Source organism: Arcanobacterium pinnipediorum (assembly GCF_023973165.1).
Lineage (GTDB): Bacteria > Actinomycetota > Actinomycetes > Actinomycetales > Actinomycetaceae > Arcanobacterium > Arcanobacterium pinnipediorum.
On sequence record NZ_CP099547.1, the window covers coordinates 798,705 to 814,274 of the forward strand.

Consider the following 15,570-nt stretch of genomic DNA (forward strand, 5'->3'; position numbering starts at 1 on the left):
AAGTCAATGACCATCCTCACCTACGAGAAGGAAGAACAGCTTCTCGCACCAATTAAAGAATATGTTGGCTCCATTCAAGCTGAAATTGATGACTTGCGCGAAGAAGGAACCACTAAGGCTACCCGCCTACAGCATCAACTACGCAATATGAAAGCTGATCGTACGCTTTCTAAAGAAGAGCGTGCACAGCTGCGCCAAGAAGACGAACAGGAATTAGCTAAGGCTCGCAAAGTTCAAAAAGAACACCGCCCACGGATTAACGAGTTGGTTTCCAAAGCTGAATCCTATATTGAAGAAAACTTCGACAAGCAGTATCTGAGCAAAGTTGAAGCAAGCGTTGAAGAGGAAAAGAAGGCGGCGAGGGAAGAATACCAGCGTCAGCTTGAAACGATTAAGCGCGAACACGAAGCGGCTCTGGCTCAGCTGCGGAAAAAGGGTGGTGAAGACCTTCAGCAAGAACTTAAAGACGAAGAAGTCGTCTATAAGAACCGGCAGTACGATGCTAAGATGTCTTTGCAACACAGTTTGCAGGCAGCTAAGGATCGTCGTCACGCCGCGGTAGCTGAAAAGTATCACATGATTGACTTGTTGCGGAATTCTAATTTCACAATGAAGCAGTCATTGTCTCAAAAGTGGGAGAACTACCGGTATGCATTCAATCGCCGGCAATTCTTGCTCAAGAATGGTCTCTACATCGTCATTATCTTGATCTTTATCGCGATGGCTGTTCTTGCTCCAGTAACCAAGGGCGTGGACTTGTTGACCACGCAAAATGTGTTGAACATCTTACAGCAGGCATCGCCACGTATGTTCCTAGCCCTGGGCGTAGCTGGACTGATTTTGCTTACGGGTACTGACTTGTCGATTGGACGTATGGTTGGTATGGGCATGGTTATCGCAACTGTTGTGATGCATAAAGGCCCGAATACCGGAAGCGTTTTTGGTTACGCTTTTGATTTCACCGGTATTCCAATTGGCGGGCGTGTTGTTCTGGCACTGGTTGCGTGTATTATCGCAACCACAACCTTCACCATGATCGCCGGATTCTTCACCGCACGATTCAAGATGCATCCATTCGTTTCCACAATGGCGAATATGCTCATTATCTTTGGCTTGGTAACTTATGCCACCAAGGGTGTTAGCTTTGGTGCAATTGAGGCCGATATCCCGAAGATGATCGTGCCAAATGTTTCTGGGTTCCCAACCATTATTCTGTGGGCAATCGCAGCGACAGTTGTTGTTTGGTTCATCTGGAACAAGACAACCTTCGGAAAGAATCTCTACGCAGTTGGTGGAAATCCAGAAGCTGCTGCCGTCTCGGGTATCTCAGTGTTCAAGGTGACCATGGGTGCCTTCATTCTCGCCGGTATCCTCTACGGTTTTGGTTCCTGGCTTGAAGCAGCACGCATGTTCGGCTCCGGCTCGGCAGCTTATGGACAGGGCTGGGATATGGACGCCATTGCCGCGTGTGTGGTCGGTGGTGTTTCCTTCACCGGTGGTATCGGCAAGATTTCCGGTGTTGTTACCGGTGTGATGATCTTTACCGGTTTGACCTACTCGCTTACCATTCTCGGTATCGATACCAATCTCCAGTTCGTCTTTGAAGGAATCATTATTTTGGCTGCGGTCACACTTGATTCACTGAAGTACGTACAGAAGAAGTAATTACACGCACCTATGTGAGTGGAGGGCTCAGCGTTTAGCTGAGCCCTCCACTCACATCGAGGTAATTATTGAGAAAATGGAAGACCAGATTGTTTCCAACTTGCTAGGCCGCCGTGTATTGATATTGCATCGTATCCGGCATCTTGGAGACGGTATGCTACATGAAGGGATTTTTGGCCATCAGAACACACGAGAATGAGTCGCTCGGTCTTCTCCAAACCTGTTGAGGGGCGAAGCAGGCGGGCTTGTGGAATATGTTCACTGCCTTCGATGTGGCCCTTGTTCCAGTCGATGAGGTCACGGATGTCGATGAGTCGCGCACCGGCTTGGTATTCCTTATACGCTTGTGCAGTAGTAAGTTGGGGCGAACGCCCGTTCGGATACAGAAAATCGAAAAAACCCATAGGAGTATTCTAGCTTGCTAAGTGCAGTGCGCGTAGCGATACTGATATCGAAGTATGAGTTAGTAGCACTGGTAGGTCGTGGGGTAGAGGTGTAAGTTAAATCAAATGGGAGTTCTACGTAGAAAGCTTTGGTAGACTTGTGAGTATTAACTTTAAAACTAAAGCCACAGTGGAAACGGAGCTTAATGAATAATCTACACCAATCCTCGTGGCTTATGAAAAATGCTCGCGTTCTTTGGCTTTATACAAAGTATCAGCTCGTTTCTAAAATCTTTGTTGTTCTTATTGCGGTTCCGCTCTCAAGATTTATTGTCGGTGCTCTCGTTCATGCTAGCGGCCGAACCTCGTTGTCTAGTGGGGATTATCTTGATTTCTTCTTAAGCATCTACGGTCTACCAGTTATACTGTTAGCTATTCCGTTTCTCATCACCATATTTGGCGTAGATATAGCTACATTTGTTTTTCTTGGTGCGCTTGTCGAAGAAGATACGACGCGGGTGCGAATGCGTGATGTTTTCCGCGCCTCTTTGCGCTCGCTTAAGTTGTTTTATTCTCCGATAGGGGTATTCCTTGTTCTTTTTGTTGCTCTGATCTTCCCGCTGATCGGTTCCGGCATAGCGCTTGGACCGCTGAAGAATTTCAAAATACCTAACTTTATTACCTCAGTTATTTTCAGTTCACCGCTTTATACAATTGCCTATGGAGCAGTTATCCTACTGGCTGGTGTTGTGGCCGTTATCTATATTTTCACTCTCCATTTTGCGTTACTTGCGAAGAACTCATTATCTGAGGCTATGACAAACTCTCGCATCCTTATCGCTAGGCATTGGAAGAGATTTCTCCGCGATTACTTCCTCGCAATACTAAGGATCATTCTTGTCACAGTAGGTTTTGTGCTTATCGTGATAGCGCTAACTACATTGATTTCTACATTTATCGCTACCTACGTCTCTGATACAACACTCATCACCATATTCTTGATGCTGACTTTGGCGGAACTGTTCGCGTATGTGTCATTTATCTTAGTTCCGCTACTCATCACGGCTCTCACGCGGTTGTTTTATCGCTTCAACGCCCAAGAAGGCGTGACCATTCACCAACCGCTTGATCTCGATGCAGAGGTTTTTGCACACGATTCGCAACAACCGATGAAAGTCCGGACAAAAATCCAACTCGTTGCGATCTTCGTCGTCATAACCGCCGGAAATCTGGGTATCGCATACTTTGCGGAACGCGACTTTGAGGAAGTATTTGCAACAAATACGAACATCGATATTGTCGCTCACCGTGGCGGCGGAGATTTAGGTGCGGAAAACACTGTCCAAGGAGTTGAGCAAGCGATTAAACACGGCGCTCAATGGACCGAAATCGATGTGCAACGCACCAAAGACCAGCATTATATCGTCAACCACGATTCGAGCTTCGAGCGCGTTAGCGGGGTATCGAAAAAACCTAGTGAACTGACTTTGGAAGAAATCGCCAAACTGAGAGTCAATAACGAATTCTTCCCCGATGAACCTCCACAACCAGTAGCTACGCTAACCGACATCTTAGACGCTGCCAAGAACAAGATCGGAGTCTTCATTGAACTGAAAGGTTCTGATGCGGATCATCAGATGGTCGACGACGTCGTTAAACTGGTTCAAGCCAACGCCATGGAAGATCACGTCGTCATTATCTCTTTAGACTACGATCTCATTACCTATACTGAGGAAAAATATCCTCACATTCAAACTGGTTTCGTCTACTTCTTTGCCACTGGTGATCTATCTGAACTAGTGGGGGATTACCTCATTATGGAAGAAGGCCAAGCTAGCGAAGAACGCATCATGCAGGCACAAGATGCCGGGCGAAAAGCCTTTGTTTGGACAGTTAATACAGAAGAATCCATTCAGAAGTTCTCCCAATCCAATGCCGATGGCATCATCACCGATCACGTCGTTGAGCTTCAAGATGCAATGACACGTGCCCAACAACGAACCCCAATTGAAATCATCATTGACGCATTTTTTTAATTTTCTATCCCACTACAAACCTGGTGCTAAGCAATTCGGTTAAGCATCGTTAAAACCGGCCTATCTCACGCAGAGCACGCCTAAAAAAGAAGGGACATCACCGTATGTTTCAAGACAGAATATCAGCTATTAAATTCGATGGGATTGTCCGCCTCATCGTGATTCCGATCGGAATGCTTCTTATCGTATCTGTGGTAGTGCCAGGTGCAACAGATGCCTTAATGAAATTACTTCCAAACCACGATCCAGAGCAACTCGTTTCGATCCACGCAATGTTAGCTATGATCGCAAACGTTGTGGTGACGCTCGGGCTCTTTATGCTCGTTGGCCGGTTGAAACTCGTGGATCTTGGATTCACCCGTCGCGCAGCAGTTAGTAAATCATTTATCGGTTTATTTGCTGGATTCGGGGCAATGACGGTTGTTGCCCTCATTGTTTACCTTCTTGGTGGTGTCACTATCGACTACAATTTCAATGCACAGAGTGCTCTAGCGTTGAGCATTGGAGTTATTTTCTTTATCTTCCAAGGAACATTTGAGGAAATAGTCTACCGCGGCTATCTCATGCCACATTTTGCTAAGTACCGTGGAATCATCTTCAGCATCATCACCTCAAGTATGCTTTTCACGCTGCTCCACGCGTTAAATCCTGGCATTAAGCCGCTACCAATTCTTAACCTCTTCTTAGCCAGTGTCGTCTTTTCGTTGATGTACTACGCGTGGGGAAATATGTGGCTCATTGGCTTCGCGCATGGTATTTGGAACTTTTCACAAGGACTGATCTATGGTTCGATGGTCTCTGGCCTTACGCTGACCAATAGTGCGTTTGTTTCAACTCCTGTTGCCGGAAAAGAATTAGTTTCTGGAGGCGCCTTTGGTTTCGAAGGTTCAATTTTTACCTCGCTTCTCGGGCTAATCATCATCACACTGCTCATTTTCAAGATAAGGTCAAAGTCTAGCCAGCTAGCGAAGTAAAGATCTGATCGCTAACAGCCCCGTGCACACTGCCAATAGGCAGAATGTATGGGGCTGTTAAGTTTGGGCATCGAGCGCTAATATATAAACCATGGGCGCGATGATAAAACGATCAGTGATTGACGATGTGCGTGATAAAACACGCATCGAAGACGTCGTCGGAGAGTATGTCACGCTCAAAAATGCTGGAGTTGGCTCAATGAAAGGATTGTGCCCATTCCATGATGAGAAAACACCCTCCTTCCATGTTCGTCCACACGTCAACCGTTGGCACTGTTTCGGCTGTGGCGAAGGCGGAGACGCAATATCGTTCATCGAACGTATTGAGCACGTATCCTTTGTCGAAGCTATCGAACTCCTAGCCCGAAAAGCAGGAGTAACAATCGAATATGAAGAATCTCAACACGGTGGCCGGGACGAGAACAGGCCACGCGATGTTACGCGCTCGCGGTTAATTGATGCCCATCGGGTTGCCGAGGAATTCTATATTCAACAACTGGCTACTGAAGCAGGCAAACCAGCTCGTGACATGCTAGCTGCCCGAGGATTTAGCCCGCAAACGATTGCAGATTTTCGTATCGGATATTCTCCTGACTCATGGGACGGGGTACTGACTGAACTTCGTCGTCGTGGTTTTACTGACAAAGAAATTTTAGCCTCTGGTCTTGCCACACAAAAAACACGTGGCCTCTACGATCGGTTCCGCGGTCGCGTCATGTGGCCAATCCGCTCAATCACAGGTGACCCTATCGGATTCGGCGCCCGTAAACTTCTTGATTCGGACCAAGGGCCGAAATATCTCAATACACCAGAGACCATGATTTATAAGAAATCGGGAGTGCTCTACGGTCTTGACGTGGCCAAAAAGTCGATTGCCGAACAACGCGCAATTGTTGTTGTTGAAGGATATACCGATGTGATGGCGGCGCACTTGGCAGGAGTAACGAATGCTGTTGCTACTTGTGGTACTGCGTTTGGTAGCGAACATGTCAAGATCGTCCGGCGTCTCTTAGGGGATTCAGCTAATCCAGCAGCCGGAGTAATGATGAGTAACGGCCGGGCTTTTGGTGGCGAAGTCATTTTCACCTTCGACGGCGATGCTGCAGGACGAAAGGCTGCGTTGCGTGCGTTCCAAGAAGATCAAAGTTTCGCCGCACAAACATTCGTAGCAGTCTCAGCAGATGGCATGGACCCGTGTGAATTGCGGTTAGCAGGGGGAGATGAAGCGGTGCGGCAACTCATTGCTGAGCGGCGTCCCTTGTTTGAATTTGCTATCCGTTCGATGCTTGATCAGCTACCACTAAACACTGTTGAGGGCAGGGCAGCTGGACTTTCGGCCGCTGCACCAGTAGTTGCCCATATTCGTGATCGCGTTTTGCAATCGGAATATTCTCGCCAACTAGCTGGTTGGCTTGGCCTAGATGAAGCCTTAGTGCGAGACAGTGTACGCCAGGCAGGAAGAAATCCACGTCTGCCCGGGCAACAATCGCATGAGGATACGATACCTCCAACTCCGGTGTTGCAATCACGTGATACTTTACGTGACCCAGTTGCGCTGGTGGAACGTCAAGCGCTGGAAGTAATGTTGCAATTGCCTGGGCTTGCATTGGGTGCCCATGCGGATCGTATTCCTTCTCGAACATTTAGGATTCCGATACATCAAAGTATTTTTGACGCACTATCGGCTGCGGGCGGAGTTGGAGCTTATGATCAAAAGTTCCGGGAGCTAACTGGAAGCGGAATGGACAAGAATGCAGCTTCGATACGGGCAAGTTCATGGTTTATCGAAGAAGTTGAGTCTCATGCCGATGATGTTGTGCGTGGTGCGATTCGCCAACTTACTGTAGAACCGTTACCAGAGCGTAGTGGTGATGAATCATGGCGCTATGTTCGTGGCATTATTATTTCGTTGATCCGGCAAGGAATCACTCAGCAGATAGCGGATGTACGACGTGAGATGAATACGTTGAGCGCTGATTCACCGCAACAAGAATATTTGTTCGAAACATTGATGAAGTTGGAAGAACATAGGCGGGCTTACGACGCAGTCAACGGTGTGTGATGTGTAAAGTTTTTGGCACTCTAATTGTTCCTGAACGCTTCTTTTCGGTACGATGGTGTTCGTTGCCCCTGTAGCTCAGCTGGTTAGAGCAGGGAACTCATAATTCTTTGGTCGCGGGTTCAAGTCCTGCCGGGGGCACAGCAGGATCTCCTCCGGCATAGGCTCGTCTGTGTCGGAGGATTTTCTTTGTTTTGAGGTTTGATGGCTCTTCGGATTTTGGCGGGGTTAGGGGTAGATTGTGTTGAGGAGTCGCCAGTTGGGTTTGCCTGCGTAGAGGAGGCATCTGATGCGGTAGTTGGTGAAGTTGGTAAATCCGTAGCCGATTCTTTTGATGCGTTTGATGAGGTTGTTCATGGCTTCGGTGATCGAGTTCGATAGGCGGGCGTGGTGGTAGGCCAGGATCTGGTGATACCAGTTTTTAAGTGTTCGGCTAAGTTGTTGGATTTCTTGGGGCATGAAGTCCTGGCTGGTGTGGTTGATGAGTTGATCAAGCATGGTTTGAGCGGTGGTGATGTTGTCTTGAGCGTAGAAATTTCGGAGGCGTTCTTTGACACGGTAAGCGATAGCGACTTCACCATGAGGGTCTCCTAAGCGTAAAAGTGATTCGATCCGATGTTGTGTTTTATCGGTGAGTTTTTCTTGTCCGTAGACAAGTTGGCGTCTTATACGGTAGAGCGGGTCGGTTTTTCGTCCGCGGTGTCCAAGTGTTTGTTGTTGAACACGCCGGCGTACACGATCAAGGGCTCGGTTAGCTAATGTGATGACGTGGAAGTGGTCAGCGACTTGGGTAGCGTGTGGTGTGACCACGTTGAAAACAGCCCGGTAGGCCGGGCTCATATCGAGTGTGGCATAGCTGATTCCTTGTTTCCAATAGGTAGGGAAGCGGTGAAGGAAACGGGCAACCTCAACATAGTTACGGCTTGGAATAATATCAATGATCTGGTGGTTGGCTACATCGCATAGCGTGGTCACATATTGGGTAGGGCGTTTGTTCAAACGAACGAAACTTGTCTCGTCAAGACCGATTGCAGGAGTTTGAGATAAACGTTTACGATCAGCATCAAGTAAGGCCTGCCCGTAGACGGTCACGGTATGGTTAATCGTGTGCCAATCACAGCCCAGCTCGGCAGCGACTTCACTTATTGTCCGTCCCATTCCTACTTGCCTGGTCGCCCATTTAGCTGCCCTGGTCGTTAACCGACAGTGTCTACTAGCAATGCGTTTGTCCTGGCTTGTCCATGACCCCATATCGCATTGATGGTTAGGACAATACCAGCGGTGTTTACGCCAGATCAAACCCATGGGGCGTCCGTAAACGGGCAGATCGATATAAGGAACTCGTGGCCTATCCTTGACTCGTGCCCGTACCTTGCATCGAGGACACACCACGGTGTTAAGATCTTGCTCGATCTCGATTGACTGGTGTGGTCCGTGACGATGATAAGCCACAGGCACAACATCTTTTAAACTCAGCAAACGAGCCACGATTACGTTAGGATCAGAACTGGTGAAGATAGTTTCAGGTTTTTTGCTCACACTCTAAGCATGAACTATCTTCACCACTTTCACATCCCCTAACCCCGCCAAAATCCGAAGAGCCGGTTTGATGTCTCGCTCCATTTGTCCGCTTTTGAGGTTTGCGGTTTCGCGAAGTTGCGGGTTTAATCCAGTTCCTAGCCTTTAGAACTTCGAGTTGGGTTTGTGCCGTTATTCAGGTCTGCCCTCGGGGCACAGGCCACTGCAATAGCTGTTTTTTACGTGACACATCTGCCGAGAAACGAGCTCGATCATCAAGAAACCAGAGTACTCTGTCTCGAAACTGGGGAATACGGGGTGATGTCCCCATATATGGGCCTATCGCCCCGTATACCCCGGTTTTGGAACGGCTTGAGGTCTTATTTGGGAGAGAGAAGCAGGTTACCAAGCGGTGGATTACGTCACATAGCTAAACCAGTCTCAGTTGGCAGGAAAGATTGTGGATAACTTTCTTGAATTGTGACCAGAGTTTGATACATTTGCGTCATGTATAAGGTAAATCTTTCATCAAAGGCTCGTTTCGCCGGTGTAGTGTTATCACTGATAGTTGTTCTTGGTGGTTGTTCGTCGAGCAGCGAGACTATGGATCAGCCAATGCCAGTAGATCCGGCGCACTCGAGCGCAGAAAAGGATAGCGGGTATAAGATTCCGCCTCGTCCTGTTGTTGAACCATTGGTAGATCCAGAATTGACGGGTGATAATCGCAATGATGCAATTATCGTCGCACGACATTTTGTACAGACGTATCCGTATATGTTGAAAACTGGTGATGTTTCGTATTGGCAACGCTATTCCGCACCAGAGTGTGAATTCTGTCAGGAAGTTTTAGCCTCCACCGAGCGACGAAATAAAAGCGGTGCTTGGATCGATGGGGATATAGCATTTCTTGAACAAGTTAATGGGATAGTTGATGAGAGCCAGGCCAAGTATGAAATACAATTTCTTGTTGAGCGTACTGGTGTAGTACAACATCTTTCAGAAGGTGACGAAAGTGTAACTGATGAAAAATACCATGTCGTTGTCTCATTGGAAAAGAAGGAAAACTGGCTTGTGACACGATTCCAGATTGGGCGACCTGAGGGCTTTACTGGAGGTATAGGGTGAAGGGGTACCTCGTCGGAATACTCGTGTTAACGATTCCGTTCAGTCGATCGTCGGATGAAGTTGATAGCTGGAGGAATCAGATAATCGCGGATTCAGTGTATGTCGAAGGATCTTCAGACTATTTGGGTTCTGTATCCGAAGGAGCTGATAGAACAGAACCGATAGCCGATTTTGTTGAACCCATTTTTGTGCCACCGAGTTATACACTGGCGGATTTTTGTGCCCGAGTCCCGATGCCAGAAGGTATCCCAATTGGATTTGGTTTAGGAAATCTTGCTGAACTCGAACGGCAACGTGACCAGATATGCGCTGAAGATCCTGATAATTCCCCATCACTAGCAGAAATTTCCGAAGCATTCAAAGACCAAGCCAGCGCGGTAATTAATGGTGGCCAGCTACAAAATCAACCAGCGAATGTAGCTCTCCTTCTCAACAAAGAAACCTATTTCTCTAGCACGGCAGCTAGTCATAGCGCCGCGCTCAATGTAGCTGGTCATAGCATCTCAATCAAGCTCACGCCGACGTCGTATCACTGGGATTTTGGTGATGGCGAGGAACAAAAAACAGCCTCAGCTGGCGGGATCTGGCCAGATGGTCAAGTACGCCACGCTTACCAGCGCAGTGGCACCTATCAGCCGGCTGTGACTGTTACATGGTCAGCCATCGCGCAATTACCGTCAGGAAGCTGGGTACCAGTGCCAGGAATTGGTTATACGCGTGTTTTAGGCCAGGAATTAGTCGTCAACGAAGCTCGAGCAGTTCTCACTTACAATTCGCGCTAAACTACAATCGTGGACGCAAAAAATAATCCCCCAGAGAAAGCCGAAGATACGTCGGCAAAATTATCCCCCGAAGAGCTCAAGGCCTTGAAAGCAGCTCAAAAAAGGTATTTCTTCTATGCGCTGATAGCAGGTCTCGTTCTCCTTGTTTTAGGAGTCTATGCCGGGCAAAACTTTGCTCGATCGACTTCTGGAGACATGATGCCAGTAACAACCGTCAGCGACCATTTCCATGGAGTAAGTGAATGCTAGGTAAGAAAAATTATCCCCATTTCCTTAAAAACTCTGCAGGAGTCATGCCGGCTACCGCGAGCAAAATTGCTGGAGATGAGGAAAAATGGATAGCTGCATGGACCACAGAGATGGCTCTAGTCTCGTCTGATGGGCAACGGCAAATATATGAATGGTATGAGTTCGAGACCGCATCCTGGGATGAAGATACACGTATTCTTTCGATGACCTTCGTCGAACCCGGAACCGAACCTATAGCGATCAAACTTGGCAGCGATGCTAACGATTCGATGCTGACAATGATTCACGAGCGAGTTGAGCGATCGATCGTCTGTCAAGGTTTCGCCGATCTGCCCTCAGGAGGCGTTGCCAGGGGACAAGTACGCAGACGCGCAGATGAAACTCTCTTCATTCAAATTATCGTCGACCACGAACCTCTGGCAACCGATTTGCCAGCGTTAAACCAGCTCGAAACTGAGTTACGAGATATGGTCGGCCTAGAGAGCTAATCGCGGTATAGCAACAAAAACTCCTGTTCGCTTTGTGATGGACCTTACAAAATGGGCTAAATTGCGATTTTGAATTTGCATCCAGAATAAACACCGTCTATAGTTTTTGGAGTCGCCTTCCCGCATAGCTCAATGGCAGAGCATTCGACTGTTAATCGAAGGGTTGCTGGTTCGAGTCCAGCTGCGGGAGCCAGAATAAAACGCCTAGCATACAAGCTAGGCGTTTTCGCTATGATGGAGCATAGATTCACCCGCGTTTGCCCCAGCCACGCTATTCTCGCAAAAGATGCGCTACGAGATGCACGAACTGTCACTAACGGTTCGTTAAAATATTCCGTAACCTCTGGCGTGCCGATAAAATAATGCATTGTTGCAACAATAGCCCAGCATAGAATCTGCTCGGCTCGCAACCATGTGCGCTAGTATCGATCGATAGCTCACACTTATAGTACGAAAGCTGGAAATTAGCGGCTCTTCGCGTTTTAGCGGGGTGAAACGTTGTTACTCGGTGGGTTTACTGGCCTAGTATCAGGTGCTGGTGTAGTGATTTTAAAGTTAGCAGCTGTGTTTTCGTTGGCGTTAATGTGGTGGTGATGAGATTTTTAGTGGCCCGGAATAACTATATAAAAGTAAGCAACATACATTGTCTTTGTTAACCCGTTGGTGTTAGTGCGAGCAACACTCGATGATAGAAAATGCCTTGTGATCTTCTCACTGGTAAACAGGTTACACGAAGATATTATGCAGCAGTCTCCAGTTAGGTTTACCGGCATACAGTAATGCACGAATGCGATAGTTGTTGAAATTCGTGAACCCAAATCCGATACGTTTAATACGTTTGATGAGATTGTTTAACGCCTCGGTGATGGAATTAGAAAGATGCGTTTGATGATACGCCAAGATTTGAAGCTGCCATCGTTGTAGCGTGCGTCCTAGCTGCTGAATTTCTGGGGGCATAGCCACATCCAGGCATGTTTGTATCAATTCTGCAAGCATGGTGGTCGCAACACCAAGATCTGTTTGCTGATAAAACTCTCGTAAGCGTTCTTTTATCCGATACGCAATCGCTACTTCAGCGTGAGGATCTCCTAACACAAGCATGCTTTCTAGACGCTGGACCATTGCTGGCAGTAGTTTTTCACTACCATATGTCAGTAAACGCCGAATCTTGTATAAAGGATCTTTTTATGCCCACGGTGTCCCAAGGTCTGATTTTGTACGCGTCTACGTACAGTATCTAACACACGATTGGCTAACGTAATCACATGGAAATGATCAGCTATTTGAGTTGCCTGGGGTAATACCACGTTATACACAGCACGGTATGTTGGGCTCATGTCTAAAGTGGCATAGCGGATTCGTGCTTTCCAAGCGTTGGGCTGGTCTTTTAAATAGCGGGCTACGTCTATGTAGTTACAGCTTGGGATAATATCAATGATTTGATGATGCTCGACGTCACATACCGTAGTGACATAACTTGTGCGGTGTCCTTGTATGCGAACGAAACTTGTTTCATCAAGCCCGATTGCGTGAGTCTTGTTTAAACGCTTACGGTCTGCTTGTAGTAACACTTGACCATACATAGTTACTGCATCATTGACTGTGTGCCAAGAACAACCAAGTTCAGCTGCGACTTCGCTAATTGTTCGTCCCATGCCTACTTGCTGGGTCGCCCATTTAGCTGCCCTGGTAGTCATCTGGCAACGTTGAGCAGCAATACGTTTATCTTGACTTGTCCATGAACCAACATCACATGCAACGTTTGGACAATACCAGCGGTGCTTACGCCATAACAAGCTCATAGACCGACCATAGACAGGTAAATCTATATACCGTACTCTTGGCCTTTCTTTAACGCGTGCAAGACTTTCACAACGTGGGCATGTTGGTCTCTTAAGGACTTGTTCAATTTCGATTTCCTGTTGAGAGCCATGACGGTGATACGCCAAGACGCGAATATCTTTCAAACTCACAAGCCGAGCAAGAATTACGGTAGGATCATAAGCGGTGAAGGTACGTTCAAGTTTTTGATTCACACTCTAAGCATGAACTACCTTCACCACTTCTGCATCTCCACACCCCGCTAAAACGCGAAGAGCCAAATTAGCCTAAATCAGCGTAGACTAAGACATGTAAGAGAAGAAAACTAGCCAGCAGGAGGTGAAAAAATGAAGAAGTTCAAGAACCTATTCCGTGCACGCGAAACCTCAAATGCACTCATCGTTGAAGCTCGGGCAAAAGATGTCGATTACGCAATCGATTCCCGCACATGGTAAAGAGCAATGCTCATAAGAAGGCGCACAATGGGGTGCGCATTTTTTATGCCCAAAACTACTCTTATGTATGCGAGAATAGCCCACTAGAACGTGTTACGTGCGTGGAAAGCAAACTAGAGGCAAATACCGATCGCAAAACTGACCAGCGTCGATTAGAGACATTTTGCAGACAAATTAGCCCTTCGAGTTTAAATCTGGTTAGAGGAAGATGTTGGTGCGGAGTCACCAGTTGAATTTGCCGGGCTATTGGACATTGAGTGTTGTTGTTGTGTTTGGTTTTCGTTGTTGTAGCGCGTGAAAGTGCGTGTTTTAGTTTGTTGGGGTCAACTAAGTGGTTGGACAAAATGTGTTGCTGGACGGGCGGGTTTTCGTTGTTGTAGCGCGTGAAAGTGCGTGTTTTAGTTTGTTGGTGTTGTGTTCATTGTATGAACACTTCTTTATGTCCTATATGTAGCAGTAAAATGATTCGTCATGGTCGTACGAGCCGGGGACGGCAGCGTTGGCGGTGTAAAGCGTGTGGGGTGAGATCTTTAAACAGTATTGATTCGACTGCTAAGCATTTACAAGAGTTCCTTCGATGGCTGTTAAGCGGTCAAAGGCAACGAGACATGCCTGGGCACGGCAGATCATTTCGTCGACGCTGTAAAGATTTATGGTCTATCTGGCCGCTTAGTCCTGTGGTTGACGAGGTTCATGATGTTGTTTTTGTTGACGGGATTTATTTAGGGCGTCAAGCGGTGGTGTTAATTGCTTGTAGTCAAAATTATGTCCTGGGATGGTATGTAGCCCGACGGGAAACTACCCGGGCCTGGAGCGCTTTATTGCAACGTATCGCTCCTGCACGGGTTGTGGTCAGTGATGGGGTAGTGGTTTTGCTAAAGCGTTACGACTTACCTGGCCAACAACACGGCATCAACGCTGTACTTTCCATGTGTTTACCCAAATCAAGCAAGCAACAACTACTCGGCCTAAGCTTCAAGCTTCTATCGAACTATACGATTTAGGAAAAGAACTTATCCGTGTTGTTAACAAAGAACAAGCTATTACCTGGATAACGAAATATGTTCAATGGGCTAGTGACTGGGAAGATTTCCTTAACGAGAAAACTCTCACTCCAACTGGCTGGTGCTACACTCATCAACGTCTGGTCAAAGCACGTAAAATGCTGAACAAACTCATCAAACAAGGACTACTGTTCACCTTTTGTGACCCGGTATGGCAAGTATCGATCCCCTCAATGAATAATCGTATTGAAGGAGGGGTTAACGCTTCCTTGCGCTATATGCTCTACCAGCATCGAGGAATGTGTTTAACGAGGAGAATTAAAGCAATTTTCTGGTGGTGTTACATGCATACGGAGCACCCTTTATCCCCAGCGCAAATCCTCCAGACCATGCCAACAGACCGTCAGATCAACAATGCTTGGCACGCTGCTCGCCTCGAACACCAAACAAACCAAATACCCCAATGGGGAGACGCTATAGTCTGGAGCGAGCTACACTACACAACCCCCTACCACAACACCTGGGACTAACCCCCAGCAACACATTTTGTCCTATAGTCCAATTTGCCGGTGTGGGTAGTGCACTGATGTGGTAGTTAGCCTGCATGGTAGTTCCCAGAACCTGAGGCTTTGGTGTTTAATCTGAATTCTGATTGCTGGTCCATGGGTGGGGTGCAACCCACCTTTCTTACCTTTCTTTCCCACTTCTGAGCATCTCGTCCAGACAGCCGGTCATCCTGGCCGCCATATCATAGCCATTATTGACTGCTACAGCCAGAAAAGTAGTCCGAAAAACAGCACAATCTGGTCAATAAGCCCATCAACACCTTTTAGCCTGCCTGCCTACTCTCAACAATCTATTTAAGTAATCGTAGCCGGCCAAACGAACCTGATTCTATTCTAAAATGTCGGTTTTTCAGGGTTGGTGGTGAGGTTTACTTGTCGCAAAACCGGGGTATTTGGGGCGATGTCCCCGTATATGGGGACATCGCCCCAAATACCCCGGTTTCGG

12 protein-coding genes, 2 tRNA genes and 1 pseudogene are annotated in these 15,570 nt (G+C 47.4%); 11 read left to right on the top strand and 4 right to left on the bottom strand.

The window, feature by feature from the left end; genetic code table 11:
- The first annotated feature begins 6 nt into the window (after positions 1-6).
- Positions 7-1,665, top strand: coding sequence for a galactose/methyl galactoside ABC transporter permease MglC (locus tag NG665_RS03505; RefSeq protein ID WP_252673904.1), 1,659 nt, complete (start codon positions 7-9; stop codon positions 1,663-1,665).
- A 65-nt stretch (positions 1,666-1,730) separates the two neighbouring features.
- On the opposite strand, the gene NG665_RS03510 is transcribed toward NG665_RS03505, so the two are convergent.
- Complete coding sequence (locus NG665_RS03510) at positions 1,731-2,069, bottom strand: rhodanese-like domain-containing protein (RefSeq protein ID WP_252673905.1); 339 nt, start codon at positions 2,067-2,069, stop codon at positions 1,731-1,733.
- A gap of 185 nt (positions 2,070-2,254) precedes the next feature.
- Here NG665_RS03510 and NG665_RS03515 point away from each other — a divergent pair, with 185 nt between their 5' ends.
- The 4 genes from NG665_RS03515 (at position 2,255) to NG665_RS03530 (ending at position 7,258) form a co-directional block, all read left to right on the top strand.
- Positions 2,255-4,084 (top strand): glycerophosphodiester phosphodiesterase family protein, encoded by a 1,830-nt coding sequence (locus tag NG665_RS03515; protein WP_252673906.1) that lies wholly within the window; start codon positions 2,255-2,257, stop codon positions 4,082-4,084.
- Positions 4,085-4,188: 104 nt separating this feature from the next.
- Complete coding sequence (locus tag NG665_RS03520; RefSeq protein WP_252673907.1) at positions 4,189-5,058, top strand: CPBP family intramembrane glutamic endopeptidase; 870 nt, start codon at positions 4,189-4,191, stop codon at positions 5,056-5,058.
- A 91-nt stretch (positions 5,059-5,149) separates the two neighbouring features.
- Complete coding sequence (gene dnaG, locus NG665_RS03525) at positions 5,150-7,120, top strand: DNA primase (RefSeq protein WP_252673908.1); 1,971 nt, start codon at positions 5,150-5,152, stop codon at positions 7,118-7,120.
- A gap of 64 nt (positions 7,121-7,184) precedes the next feature.
- A tRNA-Ile gene (locus NG665_RS03530) sits at positions 7,185-7,258 on the top strand.
- 87 nt (positions 7,259-7,345) lie between these two features.
- Here the strand turns inward: NG665_RS03530 and NG665_RS03535 are convergent.
- Positions 7,346-8,656 (bottom strand): ISL3 family transposase, encoded by a 1,311-nt coding sequence (locus NG665_RS03535; protein WP_252673909.1) that lies wholly within the window; start codon positions 8,654-8,656, stop codon positions 7,346-7,348.
- Between the two features lie 486 nt (positions 8,657-9,142).
- Between NG665_RS03535 and NG665_RS03540 the strand changes: the two genes are divergently transcribed.
- The 5 genes from NG665_RS03540 to NG665_RS03560 all read left to right on the top strand — a co-directional run bounded on the left by NG665_RS03540 (position 9,143) and on the right by NG665_RS03560 (position 11,472).
- Entirely contained in the window at positions 9,143-9,760 is a 618-nt protein-coding gene (locus NG665_RS03540) for a DUF6318 family protein (protein ID WP_252673910.1), read from the top strand.
- Positions 9,761-9,993: 233 nt separating this feature from the next.
- Positions 9,994-10,542 (top strand): PKD domain-containing protein, encoded by a 549-nt coding sequence (locus NG665_RS03545; RefSeq protein ID WP_252673911.1) that lies wholly within the window; start codon positions 9,994-9,996, stop codon positions 10,540-10,542.
- Between the two features lie 9 nt (positions 10,543-10,551).
- Positions 10,552-10,791, top strand: coding sequence for a hypothetical protein (locus NG665_RS03550; RefSeq protein WP_252673912.1), 240 nt, complete (start codon positions 10,552-10,554; stop codon positions 10,789-10,791).
- Positions 10,785-11,279 carry a hypothetical protein gene (locus NG665_RS03555; RefSeq protein ID WP_252673913.1) on the top strand — a complete coding sequence of 165 codons (495 nt, stop codon included), beginning with the start codon at positions 10,785-10,787 and terminating at the stop codon, positions 11,277-11,279. Before NG665_RS03550 ends, NG665_RS03555 begins: the two co-directional genes overlap by 7 nt.
- A 118-nt stretch (positions 11,280-11,397) precedes the next feature.
- Positions 11,398-11,472: transfer RNA gene (locus NG665_RS03560), tRNA-Asn, on the top strand.
- Positions 11,473-12,005: 533 nt separating this feature from the next.
- Here NG665_RS03560 and NG665_RS03565 read toward each other — a convergent pair.
- Positions 12,006-12,401 (bottom strand): transposase, encoded by a 396-nt coding sequence (locus NG665_RS03565; protein ID WP_252673914.1) that lies wholly within the window; start codon positions 12,399-12,401, stop codon positions 12,006-12,008.
- A gap of 29 nt (positions 12,402-12,430) precedes the next feature.
- Positions 12,431-13,315 carry a transposase gene (locus NG665_RS03570; RefSeq protein ID WP_252673915.1) on the bottom strand — a complete coding sequence of 295 codons (885 nt, stop codon included), beginning with the start codon at positions 13,313-13,315 and terminating at the stop codon, positions 12,431-12,433.
- Positions 13,316-13,980: 665 nt separating this feature from the next.
- Between NG665_RS03570 and NG665_RS03575 the strand changes: the two are divergent.
- Positions 13,981-15,089 (top strand): annotated as a pseudogene (locus NG665_RS03575) (IS1249 family transposase).
- Positions 15,090-15,570: the final 481 nt, after the last annotated feature.

Bases quoted from the DNA above. Each gene is read 5' to 3' on its own strand.
- NG665_RS03505 (WP_252673904.1), top strand. From the start codon at position 7: ATGACCATCCTCACCTACGAGAAGGAAGAACAGCTTCTCGCACCAATT.
- NG665_RS03510 (WP_252673905.1), bottom strand. From the start codon at position 2,069: ATGGGTTTTTTCGATTTTCTGTATCCGAACGGGCGTTCGCCCCAACTT.
- NG665_RS03515 (WP_252673906.1), top strand. From the start codon at position 2,255: ATGAATAATCTACACCAATCCTCGTGGCTTATGAAAAATGCTCGCGTT.
- NG665_RS03520 (WP_252673907.1), top strand. From the start codon at position 4,189: ATGTTTCAAGACAGAATATCAGCTATTAAATTCGATGGGATTGTCCGC.
- dnaG (WP_252673908.1), top strand. From the start codon at position 5,150: ATGGGCGCGATGATAAAACGATCAGTGATTGACGATGTGCGTGATAAA.
- NG665_RS03540 (WP_252673910.1), top strand. From the start codon at position 9,143: ATGTATAAGGTAAATCTTTCATCAAAGGCTCGTTTCGCCGGTGTAGTG.
- NG665_RS03545 (WP_252673911.1), top strand. From the start codon at position 9,994: ATGCCAGAAGGTATCCCAATTGGATTTGGTTTAGGAAATCTTGCTGAA.
- NG665_RS03555 (WP_252673913.1), top strand. From the start codon at position 10,785: ATGCTAGGTAAGAAAAATTATCCCCATTTCCTTAAAAACTCTGCAGGA.
- NG665_RS03565 (WP_252673914.1), bottom strand. From the start codon at position 12,401: ATGGTCCAGCGTCTAGAAAGCATGCTTGTGTTAGGAGATCCTCACGCT.